This is a genomic window from Ralstonia sp. 110700041-2 (assembly GCF_056280165.1).
Genome location: NZ_JBSFAI010000009.1, coordinates 16,754 through 37,456, shown reverse-complemented (window position 1 = coordinate 37,456; position 20,703 = coordinate 16,754). Strand labels below are relative to the sequence as shown.

Sequence of the window (20,703 nt, the reverse complement as noted above, 5' to 3'; positions counted from 1 at the left end):
GCCCAATCCAATTCAAGCGACAAGGAGTTGCCGTGAGCGAATGCGGCCCGAAGGGATGCGATTGCGCTGCTGTCAACGTGGCGCCTCCGGCCCCCGATGCAACTGGCGTCGATTTGAAGCGCTCGCGCTACCGGATCGACAACATGGATTGCCCAACCGAGGAAGCGCTCATTCGCAACAAGCTGGCGACGTTGCCTGGGGTGGTGAAGCTTGAGTTCAATCTGGTACAGCGTTCGCTGACCGTCAATCACCGGCTGCCGTCCCCGGCCTCAATCGAACAGGCGTTGTCGGCCATTGGCATGCAAGCCGTGCGCGCGGAAGAGACGCGTTCCGCGCAAAGCACGGTCCTGACCATCCGGCAGATGGACTGTCCCACTGAGGAAGCACTGATTCGGGGCAAGCTGGCGGGCGTGCCGGGTGTGGCCGGTCTTGATTTCAACCTCGTTCAGCGCACGCTGGCGGTCCGTCACGCTGCGCACACGTTGCCCCAAGTATTGGCCGCCATCCAATCGCTTGGCTTCGATGCCGAGGTCCGCGACACCTCCGCTGCCGCACCCGCTTCTGTGCCGGATGCCGCGCCCACCAAATGGTGGCCGCTTGCCATTTCCGGGGCGAACGCCGTACTGGCGGAGGTCGTCTATTGGCTCAACGGTGGCAATCACTGGGTGGTGGTGGTCCTGGCATTAGCCGCGATCCTGACCGGCGGGCTCACCACCTACAAGAAAGGCTGGATCGCGCTCAAGAACCGCAACCTGAACATGAGTGCCCTCATGTCGATTGCGGTGACGGGCGCGATGGTGATCGGCCACTGGCCGGAAGCAGCGATGGTGATGGTCTTGTTCGCGCTGGCCGAAGTCGTCGAAGCCCGGTCGCTGGATCGTGCGCGTGACGCGATCCGTGGTTTGATGGATCTCGCGCCCGAGACCGCCATGGTTCAGCGCAGCGATGGGAGCTGGGGCGACGTCGATGCCAAGACCGTTGCCGTCGGCAGCCGGGTGCGGGTCAAGCCGGGCGAGCGCATCGCGCTCGATGGCGAGGTGCTGCAGGGGCGCTCCTCCGTGAACCAGGCACCGATTACGGGCGAGAGCCTGCCGGTCGAGAAGGCGGAAGGCGACCCGGTGTTCGCCGGCACCATCAACGAGTCCGGATCGTTCGAGTACCGCGTCACCGCGGCGGCAAGCGACTCTACGCTGGCACGCATCATCCACGCAGTGGAGGCTGCTCAAGGCAGTCGCGCACCCACGCAGCGTTTCGTTGATCAGTTCGCCCGGCTGTACACCCCCATCGTCTTCGCCGTCGCGCTGGCGGTGGCCATCTTGCCGCCGCTCCTGTTCGGTGCCGCCTGGCTGGATTGGATCTACAAGGCCCTCGTACTGCTGGTGATCGCGTGTCCCTGCGCCCTCGTGATTTCGACGCCGGTGAGCATCGTGAGCGGCCTGGCCGCCGCCGCGCGACGCGGCATCCTGATCAAGGGCGGGGTCTATCTCGAAGAGGGGCGCAAGCTGAAATGGTTGGCGCTCGACAAGACCGGCACCATCACACACGGCAAGCCGGCGCTCACCGATGTCATGGCCTGGAACGGCACAGACCCCTCGGCCGCCGAGAGGCTTGCCGCCAGCCTGGCGATTCGCTCCGACCACCCCGTCTCTCAGGCGGTGGCCCGCGCAGCGCAGGACAAAGGTCTCACCCCAGGCGAGGTCGCCGATTTCGCGGCCATGCCTGGGCGCGGCGTCCGGGGCCATATCGACGGTGCGCTCTATCACTTGGGCAATCATCGCCTGGTTGAGGAACTCGGGGTGTGCTCGCCGGCATTGGAAACCAACCTTGCCACCCTCGAAACCCAGGGCAAAACCGTCGTGATGCTGATCGGCCCGGACGGCGTACGCGCGCTGTTCGGCGTGGCCGACACCATCAAGGACAGCAGTCGCCAGGCGATCAAGGACCTGCACGCGCTGGGCATCAAAACCGTGATGCTCAGTGGTGACAACCCGCACACCGCGGAGGCGATCGCGCAGCAAGTGGGTATCGACAAAGCTCGGGGCAACCTGCTACCGGAAGACAAGCAGCGCGAAATCGAGCAGCTATCGGCACAGGGAACCATCGGCATGGTCGGCGATGGCATCAACGACGCGCCGGCGCTGGCACGGGCCGATATCGGTTTCGCGATGGGGGCCGCCGGGACGGACACGGCGATCGAAACGGCCGACGTCGCGCTGATGGACGACGATCTGCGCAAGCTCCCGGCCTTTGTACGGCTATCCCGGTCCACGGCGGGAGTTCTGAAGCAGAACATTGCGCTGGCGCTCGGCATCAAGGTGGTGTTCCTGGTGCTGACCTTTACCGGCCAGGCCACCATGTGGATGGCGGTGTTTGCCGACATGGGGGCCAGCCTGCTGGTGGTCGGCAACGGGCTGAGGTTGCTGCGCAAATGAATTGGAAGTTCCTGTTGTACGACTGGGGCGGCTGGAATGTCGCGCTGTTCCAGGCCATCAATTCCGGGACGCCGGGCGCGCTGGACCCGTGGGCGTGGCTTTTTAGTCTGGTTGGGAGCTATTGGACCGCGCCGCTCATGCTGCTGGGCCTGTGGTGGTGGTCCACGTCTGCATCGAATCCGACTCGCGCATGCGCTGTGCGGCACCGTCTGGTCACGTTCGGCGTGGCCTTTGCGCTCGCCTTGCTGGCCGCTTCCGCGTTGAAGTGGGGGCTGGATTTCCCGCGGCCGCCCGCAGTGCTTGGCACTCTCGTGCACGTCATCGGCGTAGCGGAACTGCGCTACAGCCTGCCCAGCGGACACGCGACCTACGCGGCACTGGTTGTGGGCGCACTCTGGCCCTTGATGGGACGTCGAGGCCATCTCGCCTTGGTGTGCTACGCCGCTCTCGTCGGGTGGTCACGCATTGCGGCGGGGATGCATTTTCCGGCGGATGTACTTGCGGGCTGGACCCTCGGGGCTGGCTGCGTCGTTGTCGCTGGCCACCTGGTGCCGTTGCTTGCTGCAACATGGAGGAACCGTGGCACACCGAACGCGGTCTGGTATGGCGTTGCGGCGTGTTGCTTCATGGCCGATCAAGCTGCCAAGTTCGCCATCACGCGGATGTTTGCCTATGGTGAGCGGGTTGAGATCACGTCAACGTTCAACCTCGTGTACGTGCGCAATCCTGGCGCGGCCTTCAGTTTCCTCGCCAATGAGGCCGGCTGGCAGCGCTACCTTTTTATTGGCTTGGGCCTGGCTGTCTCAGCGTGGTTGGCCCACACGTTGCGCAAGCGGTTGTCTCGTATGGAAGCTTTGGCGTACAGCTTGATCCTTGGCGGTGCAGCGGGAAATCTCACAGACCGCGTCTGGCGTGGTCAGGTCGTGGACTTTCTGGACCTGCATTGGATGCAACTCCACTGGCCGGCATTCAACCTTGCTGATATGGCTATCTCCGCGGGCGCGGCATCGCTGATGCTGGCAGTGTTGACGCAACGGCATGGCATTACGGCGAAAACCCTGTCCGGCTGATTGCAGCCATACCTTGCGGCGGCACACGACCGATGGGCCGTGCGCCGCCGACGGCTTACTTGCTCCGCAGGTCCACCACGGTCGGCTGGCCATCGACCATGTCAAAGACCGCCAACACTGATTGGCCTTCCTTGAAGTTTTTCAGCGACGCCTTGTCCTTCACGGCAAACGTCATCGTCATCGCGCCCATGCCGAGGTTGTCGATGGCGCCGTGCTTGAGCGTGACCTTGCCGGTGTCGAGGTGGATCTTGCGGATCTCCGCAGCCACGGGCTTGGGTGACTGCTTGGCATGGCCGGCCGGCTTCATGTCCATGCCATCCATGGATTCGGCCGCAAATGCCGCTGGCGCTGCAGTGAGTGCAAGCAGGATCGCAAAGGTCTTGATGTGCTTCATGGTGATTCCTCTTGATGTGAGGGGTGGGTGGGAAGTGGTGATGATTTCGTCTGCCGCCGACGGATCAGCAGATACACGGCTGGGACGACGAACAGGGACAGTAAGGGCGCAGTGACCATGCCGCCGACCATCGGGGCGGCAATGCGCTGCATGATCTCGGACCCGGTGCCGTGCGCCCACATGATCGGGATCAGGCCGGCCAGGATGACGGCGACCGTCATGGCCTTCGGGCGGACCCGTAGCACGGCGCCTTCCTGGATGGCTTCCAGCAGCGCTGGTATCGTGTTCTGGCCCGCCTCCTGCCGCTCCGTCCACGCCTGCTTGAGGTAGAGCAGCATGATCACGCCGAACTCGGCCGCCACGCCGGCCAGTGCGATGAAGCCGACGACCCCGGCCACCGACAAGTTGTAGCCCAGCAGATAGAGCAGCCAGAAACCGCCGATCAGCGCGAGCGGCAGCGTGCCCATGATGAGCAGCGCCTCGTCGATCCGGCCGAACACCAGGTACAGCAGCACGAAGATGATCAGCAAAGTGAACGGCACGACGACCTTCAGTTTGGCGCTGGCGCGCTCCAGGTACTCGAACTGGCCCGACCAGCTCAGCGCATAGCCCGCCGGCATCGGCACCGCTTTGGCGACCGCCGCTTGCATGTCTTTCACTGCGGAACGCAAATCGCGCCCACGGATGTCCACGTACACCCAGCCCGACAGCCGGGCGTTCTCGCTGCGCAACATCGGCGGGCCTTGCACCACCTGGATACGGGCCACGTCGGCCAGCGTGATCTGCTGGCCGCGGTCGGTGACGATCGGCAGGCTCCGCAACTGCTCGACCGAGTCGCGGTAGTCCCGTGGGTAACGGACGTTGATGGGGAACCGGGCCAGACCATCCACGACTTCACCCACGTTGTCTCCCCCCACGGCTGATGACACGATGCTTTGCACGTCCTCGATATTGAGGCCGTATCGCCCCGCGGCCATCCGATCGATATCGACGTCAATGTAGCGCCCGCCGGACAGGCGTTCGGCCAGCGCGGACGTGACTCCGGGTACGGTCTTGACGGCCTCCTCGATCCGAGTGGTCAGCCGGTCGATTTCCTTCAAGTCCGTGCCCGCCACCTTGATGCCGACCGGACTCTTGATGCCGGTGGCGAGCATGTCGATGCGGTTGCGGATCGGCGGCACCCAGATGTTGGACAGGCCCGGTACCTTGACCACGCGGTCAAGTTCCTCCACCAGCTTGTCGGTGGTCATGCCGGGCCGCCACTGCTCGCGCGGCTTGAACTGGATGGTGGTCTCGAACATCTCGATGGGGGCCGGATCGGTGGCGGTGTCGGCGCGGCCTGCCTTGCCGAACACACTGGCGACCTCAGGGACGGTCTTGATGAGGCGGTCGGTTTGCTGCAATAGCTGGGCCGCCTTGCCGGCGGAGAGCCCCGGCAGCGCCGATGGCATGTACAGCAGGTCGCCTTCATCCAGCGGCGGCATGAATTCGCCTCCGATCCGCATCACCGGCCAGGCGGTTGCGATCAGCAGGACGGCGGCGATCCCGACGGTGGCTTTGGGGTAGGCGAGCACCTTGGCCAGCATCGGCTGGTAGAGGCGGATCAGCCAGCGGCTGAGCGGGTTGGACTGCTCCGTGGGAATCCGTCCCCGGATCATGTAACCCATCAGGACCGGCACGAGCGTGACCGACAGACCAGCCGCTGCTGCCATCGAGTAGGTCTTGGTAAATGCCAGCGGCGAGAACAGCCGGCCTTCCTGCGCCTCCAGCGTGAACACCGGAATGAATGACAGCGTGATGATCAGCAGTGAGAAGAACAGCGCCGGCCCGACCTCGGCTGCCGATTCGCCGATCACACTCCAGCGCTCGTGGCCTTCGAGCTCGCGGTTCGGATTTTCCTCATGCCAGCGTTCCAGGTGCTTGTGCGCGTTCTCGATCATGACCACGGCGGCGTCGACCATGGCACCGACGGCGATGGCGATGCCGCCTAACGACATGATGTTGGCATTGACGCCCTGGTAGCGCATCACCAGGAAGGCCGCCAGCACGCCCAGCGGCAGCGAGACGATGGCCACTAGCGCCGAGCGCAGATGGAACAGGAACACCAGACACACCAATGCGACGACGATGAATTCCTCGATCAGCTTGTGCGTCAGGTTCTCCACCGCGCGGTTGATCAGCGCGGAACGGTCGTAGGTCGGCACGATCTCGACACCGGCTGGCAGGCTCTTCTGCAGCGTGGCGAGCTTAGCCTTGACCGCTTCGATGGTTTCCAGTGCGTTCTTGCCGGAGCGCATCACGATGACGCCGCCAGCGACCTCACCCTGGCCGTTGAGATCGGCAATGCCACGCCGCATCTCCGGCCCGAGCTGGAGGGTGGCGACATCGCCCAGGCGAACGGCGATGCCTGCGTCGTTCGTCGTCAGTGGAATCTGCCGGAAGTCGTCGAGCGTCTTCAGGTAGCCGCTGGCGCGGACCATGTATTCCGCCTCGCCCAACTCCAGCACCGAGCCGCCAGTCTCCTGGTTGGCTCCCTTGAGCGCCGCCAGCACCTTGGCTTGGGACAGGTTGTAGGCGCGTAATCGATCCGGCATCAGGACGACCTGGAACTGCTTCACCATCCCGCCGAGCGACGCCACCTCGGCCACATTGGGCAGCGACTTGAGTTCGAAGCGCAGGAACCAGTCCTGCAGCGCGCGCAGCTGGCTGAGATCGTGCTGGCCGGTCTTGTCCACCAGCGCGTACTCGTAAATCCAGCCCACGCCGGTCGCGTCCGGGCCCAGCGCGGGCTTGGCGGCGGCCGGCAGGCGGGATTGCACCTGGTTCAGGTATTCCAGCACCCGTGAGCGTGCCCAATACAGGTCGGTCCCATCCTCGAACAGCACGTAGACAAACGAGTCACCAAAGAACGAGTAGCCGCGCACCGTCTTGGCACCCGGCACCGACAGCATGGTGGTGGTCAGTGGATAGGTGACCTGGTTCTCCACGATCTGCGGCGCCTGGCCGGGGAACGGTGTGCGGATGATGACTTGCACGTCCGACAGGTCGGGCAAGGCATCGAGCGGCGTGCTACGCACGGCCCACAATCCCCACGCAGTCAGCATCAGCGTCGCCAGCAGGATCAGGAAGCGGTTGCGGATCGACGCCAGAATCAGCCGGGCGATCATGGCTTGCCTCCCTGATCCGCGCCGGCGGGCGCGACCGAGGAGAGGACTGCCATGCCGTCCTTATCCAGGTGGAAGCGGAATCGCACCCGGTCACCCGCCTTCAGTCCCTTCGGTAGCCCGGCGGACGGCGCCGCGAAATCCATCGTCATGGCACCCCACTGAATCGAGGGGATCGGACCATGCGAGATTGTCAGGCCTTCACCCGTGACGGCCTCGATGCGACCGACGCCTTCGTGTTCGGTGGTGGCCGCCGCGGGCTCAGATGCCGCGGCCGGCGCCGCCATGCGCTCGGTGGTGCCGCGCAGACTGGCCTCCGAATCGATCAGGAACTGGCCGGAGGTGACTACCTTCTGGCCAGCCTTGAGGCCCGCCAGGACTTCGACCATGCCGCCGGCCTCGCGCCCGGTCTTGATCTCGGTGGCCACAAAGCCCGACTGACCTCCGTCCACCATGACAATGCTGCGCTGACCGGTACGGATGACGGCCTCCAACGGGATGGTCAGCACGTCCTGGTGCTCGCCGCTGTCGAAGCGGACCGTGGCAAACATGCCCGGCAACAGGTGCCGGCCCTTGTTGGGCAGGACGATGCGCACCTTGATGGTCCGCGTCGCCGGGTTGACGTCGGGCAACACGGTGTCGACCTTGCCGACCAGCGGCTCGACTGCCCCGGTCGGTGTCACCTTGACCGCGAGGCCAGGCGAGATGATGCGAGCTTGGCCTTCCGGTACCTCGGCAATGACCCAGACCTGGCTCAGGTCGGCCAAGCGGAATAGCGTCATGCCGGGGGAGACGGTCATCCCGTCTCGCACCGCAACCTCAGTCACGATGCCATCGATGGGGCTTGCGATGCCCACGCTGGGCTGCAGCCGGCCGGATGCCTCGACCGCGCTGACCTGACCCGGCGTCATGCCGGCCTGCAGCATGCGCGCCTTGGCCGCACCGGCGAGATCGGCCTGACCGTGTGCCGACTGGCGCAACACGGCCAGATACTCTTCCTGGGCCGCCACCCAGTCCGGCGAATACAGCGTCACCAGTGCCTGCCCCCGCCGCACGGGGTCAAGCGTCGCCCTGACCGCGACGTGCTGGACGAAGGCATTCGTGCGCGCCTGGATCACCTGCACGCTGCGCTCGTCGATGGCGATATTGCCGGGCGCCTCCAGCACCGCGCTCAACCGGCCGGCTTTGACTTCGGTCGTGCGGATGCCGAGGTTTTGCGCAACACGGCTATCGACCGCGATGCCGCTACCTCCGTCCCCCTCGGCATAGACGGGCACCAACTGCATGTCCATGAAGGGGGATTTGCCCGGCTTGTCGAAACGCTGCCCGGGCACCATGGGGTCGTGCCAGTACAGTACCTTCTTGCCGGTCTGGGGATCGACGTCGCCGGCCTTGAGGCCGGATGCCGAGCTGGCCGGCATCGACGATGGTGCCAACCGGGCACCCTGCGTGACGCCGACCCGGTAGGCGCCATAGATGGCGGTCCCGATAAGAACGAGCCCCACAGCCGTTGCAATGACCAGTTTTTTCATTTGCGTTCCTTGATGGCGGACTCGGTCTGCGCGGTGGGCAGCGGAACCAGGAAGGTCAGATCGGCCCACAGCTTGGCCGTCTTGGCTTCCAGCGCGAGCCGTTCCAATTCCGTATCGATGGCGCGGTGATTGGCCTCGGCCACGGCCAGCAGCGATCCGGTATTGGCGCGGTAGGCTGTCAGGGCCGCCTCCGCCTGCGTGCTGGCGAGCGGCAAGGTCTTCTCGTCATAGCGCTTGAGCCGTTCGAGATTGCGCTGCAGCTCGGCCAGCTTGGCGCCGACCATGGCCTGGGTGTCGCGCCGGAGGATTTCGGACTTGGCACGTGCCGCCTGGGCCTGGGCCAGCCTGGCCGCGACTTCGCGGTCCTGCCGGTTGCCCTGGTCCCAAGGCAGCGGAAAGCTGACGTTCACGGAGCCCATGTTCGAGAACGCGGAGCCGCGCTGGCTGACCATCAGCTCGACCGTGATATCTGGCTTCTTTGCTTGCGCAGCGGCCCGGATCTCGCTCTCTGCCAGACCCACCTCGCGTTGCGCGGCGGCGACCTCAGGCACGGTATCCAACTCACCGCGCGCCAACCGCTCGACCGGCAGGGGAACGTCCAGGCGCGGCGGCTCGGAGAGCGGGCGGGTGGCGGCCGGACCGATCCAGCGCTCTAGCGCGACGGCGCTGGCCGCCACGGCGGCGCGGTTTTCGTCCAGGCGGTCCTGCAGCTTCTGGATTTCCAGTTCCATCGCCAGCACGTCGGCGCGCGTGCCCCGTCCGCTGCGATACGCGGCGGTCGCCGCCTGCAACGCAAGTTCAAGTGGGTGTCCATGGTGGCCCAGCAAGGTCCCCGTCTGCTCGGCATACCAGCGGTCCAGCCATGCGCTGACGGCGTTGCGCTGCACGTTGGCCATGCTGACCGCGCGCTGCGCTTCGGCAGCGTCGGCTTCCGCTTCGAAGCGTGCCACCTTGGCGCGGCGTTTGTCCGGGCGTGTGAATTCCTGCATCACGCTGATGGAGCGCATGGTCATGAAATCCCGGCTGACCGAAAACTGGTCGGGGCCATTGACCGGCACGTTGTTGATGCCGAGCTTGAGCACGGGGTCCGGCAATTGGCCGGCGGCGACCGCCATTTGGGTCGCGGCGTCGATGGTCCCGCGCGAGGATTCGGCGTCGCCGGCATGCGCGGTGGCGAGCGCGACGGTTTCCTCAACGGAAAGCGTAGGGACAGATTGCGAGGTCGCGGCATGCGACATCGCGATGCCGAAGGCAGGCGCGCAAAGCAACGCCAGCGTCAGGCGACGTGGAAAAAGCATAAAGCCTCCAAGAACGACGACAGCTACCCCAATCTAGAGAGGGCAGCACCGGGTGACGTCGGTCTGGAGGCTACGTTTGGAAACTGCAGTAAAGAACGGCCAGCGGTGGTGGCGGCGCGCGCGCTGCCACTTGTGTGCGCAGCACCGTGCGGATATTGGCAAACGCCACGGGGGCCGGTTCGATGACGCCGGTGAGCACCGGCAAGAACACCGGCAGTTGCGGTGCGACATGATCAGCGCTCTTGGAGTCAGCCTGGCAGTGGGCCAAGCACAGCGCGCCGTTGTCCTTGTCCTGGCTGCTGCCCTGATCGGTCCCATTGGCCATGTCGGCGCACGATTCGGTCAGGGCGGCCTTCATGTTGTTGCTGCCCACTTGGTATCGGCTGCCGGCACAGGCGTACGCCGCCGCTGCCAGTTGGACTGACAGGAAGACCAGCAGGAGAAAGCCAGCGAAGAAAGAATGCCGGCGCAGCGTGTGACGCAAGGGTTAATTGCCGTGGAAACTTTGTCGGAAGCATACCTTTTTTCATGCGCAATGTAACTTCGCCGGATACCCGCGCCGCGATCGGACAAAAGAACGAGCGCGCCGTCCTTGACCTTCCCACGTGGGCAGGGTCTACCGTGAAGCCGTGAAGATTTGGGTACGCGTCGCTCCCGTGGCACATGCCACGGACACGTGATGCCGAAGCTTCGATGCACGCAGGAATCGAGGAGCACACCATGAATATCGGACAGGCCGCGAGCGTATCCGGGGTCTCGGCCAAAATGATCCGCTACTACGAAAGCATTGGCCTGGTGGCGTCGGCTGCCCGGAGCGCGGGCAACTACCGGACGTATGGAGACAACGACATCCACGCCCTGCGCTTCATTGGGCGGGCGCGGGCATTGGGCTTCTCCATGGAGCAGATTCGAGAATTGCTCGGGCTGTGGGAAAACAAGCGGCGCGCGAGTGCAACGGTGAAGGCGATTGCGTTGCAGCGCATTCAAGAGCTGGACGCTCGGATTGCCGCGCTTACCGGCGTGCGCGACACCCTGATGTATCTCGCCCAGCACTGTGACGGCGACGATCGCCCCGCCTGCCCGATTTTGGACGCGATCAGCAGCGCCGTCCCAGAGAGGCAGCCTGTGGCACATGCCACGCGGCATTGAGGCACCGCGAGAATGAACGACAAACGACCACATCCGCATACGTCATCCCCTGCGCCCGGGCACGTCGGCGGAGATTTGTGCGCACAAGGCGGGGACCACCAGCACGCCATGGCGAAGCAACTGACGCTTGTGACCGCCACCGAGGACCGAGATCCAGTGTGCGGCATGGCAGTGAAGCTCGGTACGCCATACCAGTCAAACTACGCGGGGGCGCGGTACGTCTTCTGTAGCGCGGCATGCCAGAGGAAGTTTGAGGCGGAGCCAGCCAAGTATGTCTCCGCCGGTGACGAAGCCAGTGCAGCACCTGGCGCCGTCTACACCTGCCCTATGCATCCCGAGGTCCGTCAGGACCATCCCGGGAGCTGCCCGAAATGCGGCATGGCGCTTGAGCCTGAGATGCCGAGCCTCGACGCCGACGAGAATCCTGAACTCGCAGCGTTCCGCCGGCGCTTCTGGTGGACCTTGCCGTTGACGATTGCCACCGCATTGCTTGCGATGCTGGGTGAACATGCCTGGGCAATGGGGCCGACGGTGCAAAGCTGGGTGGAGTTCGCATTATCTGCGCCCGTGGTCCTGTGGGCAGGCTTCCCCGTCTATGCCCGGTGCCTGCAATCGTTCCGAAACCGCAGCCCAAATATGTGGACGCTGATCGGTCTGGGCACCGGCGCCGCGTTCGTGTACAGCGTTGCGGCCACCGTGGCGCCCGACCTGTTCCCCCGCAGCTTTGTTGTGCATGGCCGCATTGCGGTCTACTTCGAGGCCGCCGCCGTGATCATTTCGCTGACGCTGCTCGGCCAGATCTTCGAGCTGAGGGCGCGCTCACAGACCTCGGCGGCCATCAAGTCGCTGCTTGGTCTGGCACCCAAGACAGCACGCCGCATCAACCCGGACGGCAGCGAGGAGGACATCCCGCTCACGCACGTGCATGTCGGTGACTTGCTGAGAATTCGGCCGGGCGAGAAAGTGCCGACCGATGGCGTTGTGATTGAAGGTGTGAGTGCCATCGACGAATCGATGATCACCGGTGAGCCACTGCCTGTCTTCAAGCGGGCGGGCGACCACGTGATCGGCGCCACCCTCAATACGTCGGGCAGCCTGGTCATGCGCTCGGAAAAGGTTGGCGCTCAGACGGTACTGTCCCAGATCGTGCAGATGGTAGCCCAGGCCCAGCGCTCGAAGGCGCCAATGCAGCGGATGGCGGACCAGGTGGCCGGGGTGTTCGTGCTGGTGGTGGTAGCCATCGCCGTGCTTGCCTTCTTCGGCTGGGGATTGTTCGGTCCCGAGCCGAGCTGGGTCTTTGGGCTGGTCAACGCGGTGGCCGTGCTGATCATCGCCTGTCCATGCGCGCTGGGGCTGGCTACACCGATGTCGATCATGGTGGCGAGCGGCAAGGCGGCGACCCAGGGCATTCTGTTCCGCGACGCGGCGGCCATCGAACATTTCCGCAAGGTCGACACCCTGATCGTCGACAAGACCGGCACGCTGACCGAAGGCCGTCCGGTCTTCGAGCGGGCGTTGGCCGTCGATTCGCTCGATGAGACCACGGTGCTGCGTCTGGCGGCGAGTCTCGATCAAGGCAGCGAGCACCCGCTGGCGGCCACCATCGTTGCGGCGGCGCGTGAACGGGGCCTGACCTTGGCGAAGGTCGAACATTTCGCATCGGACGCGGGCATGGGCGTGCGAGGCCGGGTTGACGGTCACCAACTGATACTCGGCAATGCCTCCCTGATGCGTCGGGAGCAAGTCGATATTGAATCGCAAGCGTTGCGGGCAAACGTGCTGGGGCAGTACGGCGCCAGTGTCATGTACCTGGCCGTTGACCGGAAATTGGCGGGGCTGCTGACGGTCTCGGACCCGGTCAAGGCCAGCACCCCCGAAGCGCTTGCGGCGCTCAAAGCAGCCGGGATTCGCGTGGTGATGGCAAGCGGCGACAGCATCGCGACAACGCGAGCCGTGGCCGGCCCCCTTGGCATTAACGAGTTTCATGGTGAGGTCAAACCGGCCGACAAGCTGGCGCTGGTCGCAAAACTCCAGAGCGAGGGCCACGTGGTGGCAATGGCTGGCGACGGCATCAATGACGCACCGGCACTGGCCAAAGCCGATGTCGGCATTGCCATGGGGACAGGAACCGATGTGGCAATGCATAGCGCCCAGGTCACGCTGGTCAAGGGTGACCTGCGCGGCCTTGCGCGCGCACGGGAACTGTCGCAGGCCACCATTGCCAATATGAAACAGAACCTGGGATTTGCGTTCGTCTACAACGCGCTGGGCATACCGCTGGCAGCCGGAGTGCTGTACCCGTTCACCGGGTGGCTGCTGTCACCGATGATCGCGGCCTTGGCCATGAGCCTGAGTTCGGTGTCAGTGATTTCCAATGCGCTTCGGTTGAGAACGCAGGTGTTTTAGGCGCTGCCTCTTGGATGACCATCATGCCCGTGCGCAATCGCCCCTCACCGTTTTTGCCCGCCTTGCGGTCAAGGTTTGGCAGAACTAGAGTGAACACAATTGTTGGCAGTGATTCATGATGCATCGCCAAAGTCCTCTCGCTCGGCTGCTTACGCTCTCATTGATCGCGATGGTGCTTTTCTCGCGCCTTGCGATTGCGGGATACGTTTGCCCGCCCGAGGCGGGGACCATGGCGAACTCCTCGACGATGGTTGTTTCCGTCGTGAACTGCCAGCACATGGATGAGGCGCAGCCCGCGCTCTGCGCGGACCATCGGCACGATGGGCGCCATTGGGCGGATGCCAACGGCCACGCTCCTGATCTTGGCATGCTGCCCGCCGCAATTGGGCTCGTGCACGTTCTTCCTCCGACGCCTTACGCCGGACCGGCTTACCCGAAGGCCTCTCGGCCCGTTGCAGTACCTGGGCCCATCTACCTCGCAACAGCGCGCTTGCGAATCTGATCGCTCCCCACACGCGGCAATCCGTCGCCGCGAGCCTTGATTTCAATCGCTCCCCCGGCGGGATGTCCCTGGACTCTGCCTTGACTGAGCCGGAAAGAAACCTTATGTGGGGAAGACCATCATGCATTCCATTCTCAGAATCATCGTTCTCGTTTCGCTTGGTGTTGCCGCTGGCGCGGCCTTCGCAGGTCCCAATTGGGATGCCATCAACAGTGCGCGCGCGGCGGCGAAACGCTCTGCCGCAGCTCCGGGCGCCGCATCAGCCAAGGATGCGATGCAGAAGCAGTGCGCTGAAATGATGAAGTCGTCGGCGGACAGCGCCAGCCCGAAGGGCCCATCCGAGGCGAAATGATCGCATGCGCTTCGGCCTGGTCGTCGAGGCGCGTATATCGACGCAATCGCTTACCGGGAGTAAGCCGCTTGATCTTGCGGCATCCGGAACCGGTGGCGAACAGCACGGAACTTAATCGAAGATGGAGATCGTCATGAGAACGAGATCAGTCATGGCCACAGCGCTTGCGCTTGCCCTGCTTGGGGCCGGTGGATGGAGCGCTGCAGCCGGCCCCAGTCGCGCTACCGAAGGCGCCAAAGCAAGTCCGCAAGACCCCATGCATTCCATGATGATGGGCCACATGATGGACGGCGGGATGATGGGCGGTTGTCCGATGATGGGGCAGTTGCCGCCCGGAAACGAAAAGCTCTCGATGCAGATGCACGGAGAAATGATGCAGGCGATGGGGGAAATCCTGCGCAAGTACGCGGACAAGATCCAGACGCCCTCATCGAAATGACGGTGGCCGGCCGTATCGCGAACGACCGAGTACCACAGGAGTACCGCTATGAAATGCAACACGAGAACCATGGTCGCCGTGGGCGCTGCCCTGGTGGCGATCTTGGCAGTCGCCTATGCCGTTTTCCCGTCAGTTCGTGCCTTCGTGCTGGGCATTGGTCCCTACCTGTTGATCCTCGTCTGCCCGCTATCGATGTGGCTGATGATGAAAGGCATGCAAGGTCAAGACGATCAGCGGCGTTCCATGAGAGAGGACACGCCTGAGCGGAAGCAGCCGTTTCGGATCGAAAAGTGAATCGTGAGTGCGGCCGCGCGTATCGCGAAGGCGGGTTCCAGCGCGAGCAGGACAAGGACTGTAGGCCAGCGTGGTACGCGAAATCATCAGCGCAAGTGTGAGGCTGTGTCCGGAGATACAGGGGCAAATCCAATCCTGTCGTCTGCGGGAGGAGTGCGATGAGCATCATGAGTAGTTTCAGTGCGCACTACGGCCATTGGAACCTGGTCGCGGTCTTGGTTGGGGTGGTGTCATGGATCTTGTATCGGTACGTGGCGCCGCAAGGCTGGCGCGAATGGACTGGGGCGGGTCTCGTGCAGGCCTTTGTGATCGCGCTGTACGCGGAAATGTACGGCTTCCCCCTCACGATCTACCTCCTGACGGGCTTCCTCGGAATCGACATACCGCTGACGGCCTACAGTGGGCATCTGTGGGCAACGCTGCTCGGTTATGGCATGGCAGGCGCAATGGTCGAGATGGTGATAGCGACTGTCTTTATCCTCCCGGGCCTCATTCTGCTGATTTGGGGGTGGAGCACTGTCTATCGAGCATGCCGTGCCGGCCGCATCGCCCAGGAGGGGCCTTACGGATTCGTCCGTCACCCGCAGTACCTCGGCATCATGCTGGCTGTCTTTGGGCAGCTGGTGCACTGGCCCACGCTGATCACCGTGGTGCTGTTGCCAGTCATTGTGTTTGTTTATGTCAGGCTGGCGCGCAAGGAAGAACAAGACATGGTCAGCCGTTTTGGGGCCGCTTACGAGGCGTATCGACGCAGGGTGCCCATGTTCGTACCGGGCCGCAGTCAATGGAAACAGCTATTCAGCACCCACGTGGGCTCATGATTTCTCGCCCTATAGCCCCGGCTGCCGTGGTCGCACCTTGATGATCAAGGAGAGGGTTATGCGTACCAAATGGATCATCGCCATCATTCCCACTGAACTGCTTGAGTCGCTGGAGAGGCAGCTCGCGACCGCCCATGCCCCTGGCCTGACGATCACAAAGGTCAAGGGGTACGGCGAGTACAAGAACTTCTTTTCCAGTGACCTGACCACCGTGCACACCAAGGTTGAAATCTTCGCGGACGAGGCCGAGGTCGAGGCTATCACCAACGCGATCGTTGAGGTCGGAAAATCGACGGTGCCGGGCGCCGGGATCGTCGCGGTTGTTCCTGTCGAGGGGTTCTTGCATCTTCACGTTCCCCCTGGGGAGTCGGCTGGTCCGGCGGAATAATCCCATCGTGTGTCAATGGCGGGGCGCCAGGCGGCACGGGATCACATGCCCGTGTGACCCGCGAGGCGTGAGGGCATCCGCCGAGAGGCTATAGCGCGATCAGCACGGTGTGGTCGGTCATTGAGGTCAGGGAGTGATGTATGGGGTGGAGCGTGGCAGCGACGCGCACTGGAGGTGGCGGGCGAGTACGAGGCGTCGCCCCGGCACAGCTCGTTTTGCTGCTGCTCGCTGTCCTGTGGTTCTGCGTCGCAGGCTCCGGTGGTGTTGCCCATGCCGCGGAAGAGGAAAATCTCTTGCCACCGGAGCAGGCCTTCCGCTTTGCGGCGCGGCAACTCGACGACCGCTCCATCGAGGTGCACTTCGACATCGCCGACGGCTATCACCTCTTCCGTGAGCGATTTGTGTTCGCCGCACAGCCGGCTGGGGTCAAGCTCGGTACGCCCGAGTTTCCGCCAGGGCAGGTCAAATTTGACGAAGCGCTCGGCAAGCAGATGGAGATCTATCATGGCGGCGTCACCATTCGCGTGCCGGTGGCGGTCGTGCCGGCTGACGGCGAATGGCTGCTGACGGTGACATCACAAGGCTGTGCCGACAAGGGAATCTGCTATCCGCCGATGCACAGTGTGTACAAGGTCGGCGGTGGCTTGCTCGGTGGCCTATTCGATAAGCATCGGAGCAGCAGGCCAATGACGTCGCCCGTGCCGCCGGCGATGCCGATTTTGCCCAGCTTGGGAGAGGGGCAAATTGGGCCGGCTGTTCCATCAGCCGCGCCAAGGAATGACGACGGCGACCGCGTTGCGCACGTGTTGGCCGGCCACCAGCTTGGGAGGATTGCTACGGTCTTTTTCGGCCTCGGTCTGCTGATGACGCTCACGCCAGGCGTGCTGGCGATGGTGCCGATCCTGTCGTCAATCGTCGTCGGCGAGCACGTGACGCGCGGTCGTGCCTTGGTGGTCTCATTAGCCTACGTGCTCGGAACGGCGGTGGCTGATGCCGGTGTCGGCGTGGCAGCGGGATTGCTCGGCGAGAGATTCTCGACGGGGCTGCTGACGCCGTGGGCGCTGGGGGCTTTTACCATGCTGGCGGTGGCCCTGGCGCTGTCAATGTTCGGACTCTATGAGCTAGGGCGGCTGCCCCCAATGACGGCATCCTCAAATCGCTGGTCGGGCGGTCGGATTGCTGTTGCCGCAGCAGCAGGCGTGATTTCAGCATTGGTCGTCGTGCGCAGCGTGCCTGTGCCGCTGTCGGGCACGCTGACCGATGCCGAGCAAACCGGTGATGCGATTGGCAGTGGCGGTGCACTATTCGGTATGGCGATCGGCATGGGGGCGCCGTTGGTGCTGGTCGGCGTCGCTACTGGCTATCTTGTGCCGCGCGCTGGGCACTGGTTGATGGTGACGAAGCGCTTCTTGGGCTTCCTGCTGCTCGGCGAGGCGCTCTGGGCTGTCAGCCCGCTTTTGCCACCCTGGGCATTGATGGCGGCGTGGGCCATGCTGCTGCTGATTGCCTCCGCCTTCCTGGGCGCCTTCGGTTCGCTTGGTCCAGAGCCTCGCAGCTTGACCCGGTTGGGCAAGGGCATGGGCATGGTGGCCGCGCTGGCAGGGGCGATCCTGCTGGTCGGTCTGGCGTCCGGCGGACGGGATCTGCTCCAGCCGCTGTCGCATCTGCGTGCTGGCCTGATGGCGCCCGCCTCCACTGCTGGCCCGGCGCTGGTGCGCTTCGAGCGCATCCGTTCTGTGGCCGAACTCGACGCGCGCCTGGTGCAGGCCGCCGCGGCCGGCAAGCCGGTGCTACTAGATTTCTATGCCGATTGGTGTGTCAGCTGCAAGGAGATGGAACGCTTGACCTTTAGCGATCCGAGAGTCCAGGCACGGCTGGCGGATGTTGTGCTGCTGCAGGCCGACGTGACACGCAATTCTGCCGACGATCGCACCCTGCTCAAACGCTTCGGCCTATTCGGTCCACCCGGCATCATCTTGTACGGTGCCGATGGACGTGAGAGCCCGGTGCGAGTGATCGGCTTCCAGTCTGCAAGCCTTTTTCTCGACAGTCTCGCGAAAGCCTTCGGCGACGACGGGAAGCATTGAGATCTGCCTGACCCCGCCCGCAGCTTATGCAGCAGTATCGCCACCGGGTTCTAGATGCTGTTGGCAGGGTGGCCAGTCTTTATGGACACCGCCTCTGAATGAAGGCAGAGATTTCCTCGGGGCGCGCAAAAACCACGGCGGCGCGGTCGCCCTGCATGCCTGTGCCGATCAGCACAGGTTGACCGGCAGCCGGGCCGGCAGCACTGCCATCGGTTTTGAAGCGCAGGTTGAACTCCCAAAAGACGTGGGCCTTCCGGTCGGCGGTGGTGAGGCGATAGGTATCGCCACAGAAGCGGATTGAGGTGACCCGCGACGCCGCATCGGACTCCTTCAAATTCGGCAGGCCACGATCGGGCACCTTCACACGCCCCGTGGAAACTGCCTCAATGTAGGCGACCAGATCGGCCCGCGTGCGTGCATCGGCAATGCCGGGAAAGGTCATCGCGTTACCCGGCACCAGGGCCGCCGGATTCTCAAGCCACGCATCGAGGTTCCGTTTGTCCCAGACCAGACCTGATTGCTTGAGGGCGTCAGAGTAGCGTGCAAAGCCGTCGGCTGTGCCTGCTTTACGTCCCAAAACGCCCGCCAAGCTCGGGCCCGTCAAGTGGCGACTCGGTGCAAATGAATGGCACGCCATGCAAGTGCGGGCGGCTTGTGCACCCCGCGCGGGGTCACCCTCTGCACGAGCCGGCGCGCCAAAGGCAAGTGAGGCCAAAGCGATCCCGATCGCATGAAGAGCAGGTCGTTGAATCATTGGGCCGCAGCGCCCGCTCCATCCACGTGCTCTTCTAACGCGCCAGTCAAGGCCTGGCCACGTGCCACGCGCCAATGACGCCGTCGCCAGTGGTGTCGCCCGGCTTCTGATCCTTGCTCCAGCGGTAAAGCGGATGGCCCTTGTAGGCCCACTGGCGCTTGCCGTCATCACGGGTGATGAAACTCCAATCACCGCTCGCCTTGTCGTATGAATCGGCCAGCGCGGGTGGCCAGTTGGTCGCGCACGTCCCGTTGCACGCGCTTTTGCCGGCCGCAGTGTCTTTGTCGAAAACATACAGCGTCATCTTGTGCTCATCGACCAGCTTGCCTTGCATAACCTCGGGCGGCTCGGCAAGCGCCGGAAACGATGCGACCGCGCCCAGCGCCAACATCATCAGGGTACGCGACATAGTGTGCTCCTTGCGTTGTTGATCAATATCTACGCTAGCGCCGGGACGGCAAGCTGCTACCAACGACCTGGGAATCCCGGTTGTGTGAGATGAGTATAGGGGTGCCGAAAACCGCACGGCAATTGATGCTGTAGCACGCCCGCCGTCGACGAAGAGGAGAAGCATGGGTGCCATGGTGGAGCGCTTTGTGACGCCGATCAACCAGATGCCGACGAGGCCTGTTAAGGCCAATCTTGATGCTCCCCCCGATGATCAGACGACGACCACGGGCTTGGCTACCGGCGACACGCTGGCGTTTGACATTGGTCCAAATGCTGAACTTCGTCTGCGCAGGGTAGGCTGGCGCGTGCCGGCGGCGGCCTTCGGGGACGCCATGATTTTGCTAAGGACAAGGTGCGCGGATCTCATCAAGGCTGCGGGATTGCTTCAGCAGCGGCCTACCAGGCAAGCCGGATACATGCATGCAGACCGTTTCAACATCACCAACAGAGGCTTGCAATAGACGTCGAGGCCATACATGCCTGAAAAGGACGACTACCCCGATTGCCAATATGAAAGAGCGCAATTGCCAAGATCGATTGCGCAACTGATAGGACACACTGCGCATATTCTTTCTATTGTTGGGGTGGACCACTGGAGCGTTGCGTAGGCTTTGCACCCTTGGCAAATCATGTCCTGGCGCGAGCGATCATGTACCGATTGCATGCTTGTGCCGTCAGCATGCCCACCTTGTCTAGTGGGAGGGAAACGCGCAGCGCCAAACACCTTCAACCGGCTGCATTCTTGTAATGCGCCCGTAACTCTGTGGTCAGGTTCCGTTTCCTAGACTGCGGCTTCGTGATCGTTGGTTCATGGTGCCCGGTGAAGTTGCTGCGTGTGTTTTTGCTCTGGTTAGTACTGCTTGCGCTGCCCTCACAGGGCATGGGCGCAGGCATTCTCGCCGACTGCGAACGCGCGCATACAACAACCAAGAAGTTACGAAAGATGCAGCCCCAGCGGCCCCCCACCGCTGCACGCGCCGGCCATGAGCATTGTCATGACCACCATGGAAAAGCCACGCCCGTTCGTTTCGACGACCGCTGCAAGTCATGTCCGTCTTGCGGGGAAGTTCCGCAGCATGCGATGTTGGCGGGACTGACCATGTCCGCTTACCAGCCGAGATTGAAAACACATCGTTCGTCTCGCGCTCACTTTCTCAGCTTCGTCCCGGAC

18 protein-coding genes are annotated in these 20,703 nt (G+C 63.6%); 11 read left to right on the top strand and 7 right to left on the bottom strand.

Going from position 1 to position 20,703, the window contains the following annotated elements; genetic code table 11:
• Positions 1-32 precede the first annotated feature (32 nt).
• Both ACUXH0_RS14690 and lspA read left to right on the top strand, forming a co-directional pair.
• Positions 33-2,432 (top strand): heavy metal translocating P-type ATPase, encoded by a 2,400-nt coding sequence (locus ACUXH0_RS14690; RefSeq protein WP_009241672.1) that lies wholly within the window; start codon positions 33-35, stop codon positions 2,430-2,432.
• Positions 2,429-3,502 carry a signal peptidase II gene (lspA, locus tag ACUXH0_RS14685; protein WP_009241671.1) on the top strand — a complete coding sequence of 358 codons (1,074 nt, stop codon included), beginning with the start codon at positions 2,429-2,431 and terminating at the stop codon, positions 3,500-3,502. The genes ACUXH0_RS14690 and lspA overlap by 4 nt, the downstream gene beginning before the upstream one ends.
• A gap of 55 nt (positions 3,503-3,557) precedes the next feature.
• On the opposite strand, the gene ACUXH0_RS14680 is transcribed toward lspA, so the two are convergent.
• The 5 genes from ACUXH0_RS14680 to ACUXH0_RS14660 all read right to left on the bottom strand — a co-directional run bounded on the left by ACUXH0_RS14680 (position 3,558) and on the right by ACUXH0_RS14660 (position 10,374).
• Positions 3,558-3,896 (bottom strand): copper-binding protein, encoded by a 339-nt coding sequence (locus ACUXH0_RS14680; RefSeq protein ID WP_009241670.1) that lies wholly within the window; start codon positions 3,894-3,896, stop codon positions 3,558-3,560.
• Entirely contained in the window at positions 3,893-7,063 is a 3,171-nt protein-coding gene (locus ACUXH0_RS14675; protein ID WP_009241669.1) for an efflux RND transporter permease subunit, read from the bottom strand. Before ACUXH0_RS14675 ends, ACUXH0_RS14680 begins: the two co-directional genes overlap by 4 nt.
• Complete coding sequence (locus tag ACUXH0_RS14670) at positions 7,060-8,592, bottom strand: efflux RND transporter periplasmic adaptor subunit (RefSeq protein ID WP_009241668.1); 1,533 nt, start codon at positions 8,590-8,592, stop codon at positions 7,060-7,062. The genes ACUXH0_RS14675 and ACUXH0_RS14670 overlap by 4 nt, the downstream gene beginning before the upstream one ends.
• Positions 8,589-9,890 carry a TolC family protein gene (locus tag ACUXH0_RS14665; protein ID WP_009241667.1) on the bottom strand — a complete coding sequence of 434 codons (1,302 nt, stop codon included), beginning with the start codon at positions 9,888-9,890 and terminating at the stop codon, positions 8,589-8,591. The genes ACUXH0_RS14670 and ACUXH0_RS14665 overlap by 4 nt, the downstream gene beginning before the upstream one ends.
• 70 nt (positions 9,891-9,960) lie before the next feature.
• Positions 9,961-10,374: a hypothetical protein gene (locus ACUXH0_RS14660; protein WP_009277706.1), complete on the bottom strand. Its 414-nt coding sequence runs from the start codon at positions 10,372-10,374 to the stop codon at positions 9,961-9,963.
• 236 nt (positions 10,375-10,610) lie between these two features.
• On the opposite strand from ACUXH0_RS14660, the gene cueR reads away from it, so the two are divergent.
• The 8 genes from cueR (at position 10,611) to dsbD (ending at position 18,328) form a co-directional block, all read left to right on the top strand.
• Entirely contained in the window at positions 10,611-11,039 is a 429-nt protein-coding gene (cueR, locus tag ACUXH0_RS14655) for a Cu(I)-responsive transcriptional regulator (RefSeq protein ID WP_009241665.1), read from the top strand.
• A 12-nt stretch (positions 11,040-11,051) separates the two neighbouring features.
• Positions 11,052-13,445, top strand: a complete 2,394-nt coding sequence (locus ACUXH0_RS14650; RefSeq protein WP_009241664.1) for a heavy metal translocating P-type ATPase — start codon at positions 11,052-11,054, stop codon at positions 13,443-13,445.
• Positions 13,446-14,068: 623 nt separating this feature from the next.
• Positions 14,069-14,299 carry a hypothetical protein gene (locus tag ACUXH0_RS14645; RefSeq protein ID WP_009241663.1) on the top strand — a complete coding sequence of 77 codons (231 nt, stop codon included), beginning with the start codon at positions 14,069-14,071 and terminating at the stop codon, positions 14,297-14,299.
• 121 nt (positions 14,300-14,420) lie between these two features.
• Positions 14,421-14,738 (top strand): hypothetical protein, encoded by a 318-nt coding sequence (locus ACUXH0_RS14640; RefSeq protein WP_021197397.1) that lies wholly within the window; start codon positions 14,421-14,423, stop codon positions 14,736-14,738.
• A gap of 48 nt (positions 14,739-14,786) precedes the next feature.
• Complete coding sequence (locus ACUXH0_RS14635; protein ID WP_009241661.1) at positions 14,787-15,032, top strand: DUF2933 domain-containing protein; 246 nt, start codon at positions 14,787-14,789, stop codon at positions 15,030-15,032.
• 158 nt (positions 15,033-15,190) lie between these two features.
• Complete coding sequence (locus ACUXH0_RS14630; RefSeq protein WP_009241660.1) at positions 15,191-15,853, top strand: methyltransferase family protein; 663 nt, start codon at positions 15,191-15,193, stop codon at positions 15,851-15,853.
• Positions 15,854-15,911: 58 nt separating this feature from the next.
• Positions 15,912-16,241 carry a P-II family nitrogen regulator gene (locus ACUXH0_RS14625; protein ID WP_009241659.1) on the top strand — a complete coding sequence of 110 codons (330 nt, stop codon included), beginning with the start codon at positions 15,912-15,914 and terminating at the stop codon, positions 16,239-16,241.
• Positions 16,242-16,381: 140 nt separating this feature from the next.
• Entirely contained in the window at positions 16,382-18,328 is a 1,947-nt protein-coding gene (gene dsbD / locus ACUXH0_RS14620) for a protein-disulfide reductase DsbD (protein ID WP_009241658.1), read from the top strand.
• Positions 18,329-18,407: 79 nt separating this feature from the next.
• Here dsbD and ACUXH0_RS14615 read toward each other — a convergent pair whose 3' ends face one another.
• Positions 18,408-18,905, bottom strand: a complete 498-nt coding sequence (locus ACUXH0_RS14615) for a c-type cytochrome (RefSeq protein WP_021197398.1) — start codon at positions 18,903-18,905, stop codon at positions 18,408-18,410.
• Between the two features lie 223 nt (positions 18,906-19,128).
• Complete coding sequence (locus tag ACUXH0_RS14610) at positions 19,129-19,491, bottom strand: COG4315 family predicted lipoprotein (protein ID WP_009241656.1); 363 nt, start codon at positions 19,489-19,491, stop codon at positions 19,129-19,131.
• A gap of 163 nt (positions 19,492-19,654) precedes the next feature.
• Between ACUXH0_RS14610 and ACUXH0_RS14605 the strand changes: the two genes are divergently transcribed.
• Positions 19,655-19,993: a hypothetical protein gene (locus ACUXH0_RS14605; RefSeq protein WP_009241655.1), complete on the top strand. Its 339-nt coding sequence runs from the start codon at positions 19,655-19,657 to the stop codon at positions 19,991-19,993.
• Positions 19,994-20,703: the final 710 nt, after the last annotated feature.

What these genes read in the sequence shown, in the direction of transcription:
- lspA (WP_009241671.1), top strand. Translation starts at nt 2,429, where the DNA reads ATGAATTGGAAGTTCCTGTTGTACGACTGGGGCGGCTGGAATGTCGCG.
- ACUXH0_RS14680 (WP_009241670.1), bottom strand. Translation starts at nt 3,896, where the DNA reads ATGAAGCACATCAAGACCTTTGCGATCCTGCTTGCACTCACTGCAGCG.
- ACUXH0_RS14675 (WP_009241669.1), bottom strand. Translation starts at nt 7,063, where the DNA reads ATGATCGCCCGGCTGATTCTGGCGTCGATCCGCAACCGCTTCCTGATC.
- ACUXH0_RS14670 (WP_009241668.1), bottom strand. Translation starts at nt 8,592, where the DNA reads ATGAAAAAACTGGTCATTGCAACGGCTGTGGGGCTCGTTCTTATCGGG.
- ACUXH0_RS14665 (WP_009241667.1), bottom strand. Translation starts at nt 9,890, where the DNA reads ATGCTTTTTCCACGTCGCCTGACGCTGGCGTTGCTTTGCGCGCCTGCC.
- cueR (WP_009241665.1), top strand. Translation starts at nt 10,611, where the DNA reads ATGAATATCGGACAGGCCGCGAGCGTATCCGGGGTCTCGGCCAAAATG.
- ACUXH0_RS14650 (WP_009241664.1), top strand. Translation starts at nt 11,052, where the DNA reads ATGAACGACAAACGACCACATCCGCATACGTCATCCCCTGCGCCCGGG.
- ACUXH0_RS14645 (WP_009241663.1), top strand. Translation starts at nt 14,069, where the DNA reads ATGCATTCCATTCTCAGAATCATCGTTCTCGTTTCGCTTGGTGTTGCC.
- ACUXH0_RS14640 (WP_021197397.1), top strand. Translation starts at nt 14,421, where the DNA reads ATGGAGATCGTCATGAGAACGAGATCAGTCATGGCCACAGCGCTTGCG.
- ACUXH0_RS14635 (WP_009241661.1), top strand. Translation starts at nt 14,787, where the DNA reads ATGAAATGCAACACGAGAACCATGGTCGCCGTGGGCGCTGCCCTGGTG.
- ACUXH0_RS14630 (WP_009241660.1), top strand. Translation starts at nt 15,191, where the DNA reads ATGAGCATCATGAGTAGTTTCAGTGCGCACTACGGCCATTGGAACCTG.
- ACUXH0_RS14625 (WP_009241659.1), top strand. Translation starts at nt 15,912, where the DNA reads ATGCGTACCAAATGGATCATCGCCATCATTCCCACTGAACTGCTTGAG.
- dsbD (WP_009241658.1), top strand. Translation starts at nt 16,382, where the DNA reads ATGGGGTGGAGCGTGGCAGCGACGCGCACTGGAGGTGGCGGGCGAGTA.
- ACUXH0_RS14610 (WP_009241656.1), bottom strand. Translation starts at nt 19,491, where the DNA reads ATGTCGCGTACCCTGATGATGTTGGCGCTGGGCGCGGTCGCATCGTTT.
- ACUXH0_RS14605 (WP_009241655.1), top strand. Translation starts at nt 19,655, where the DNA reads ATGGGTGCCATGGTGGAGCGCTTTGTGACGCCGATCAACCAGATGCCG.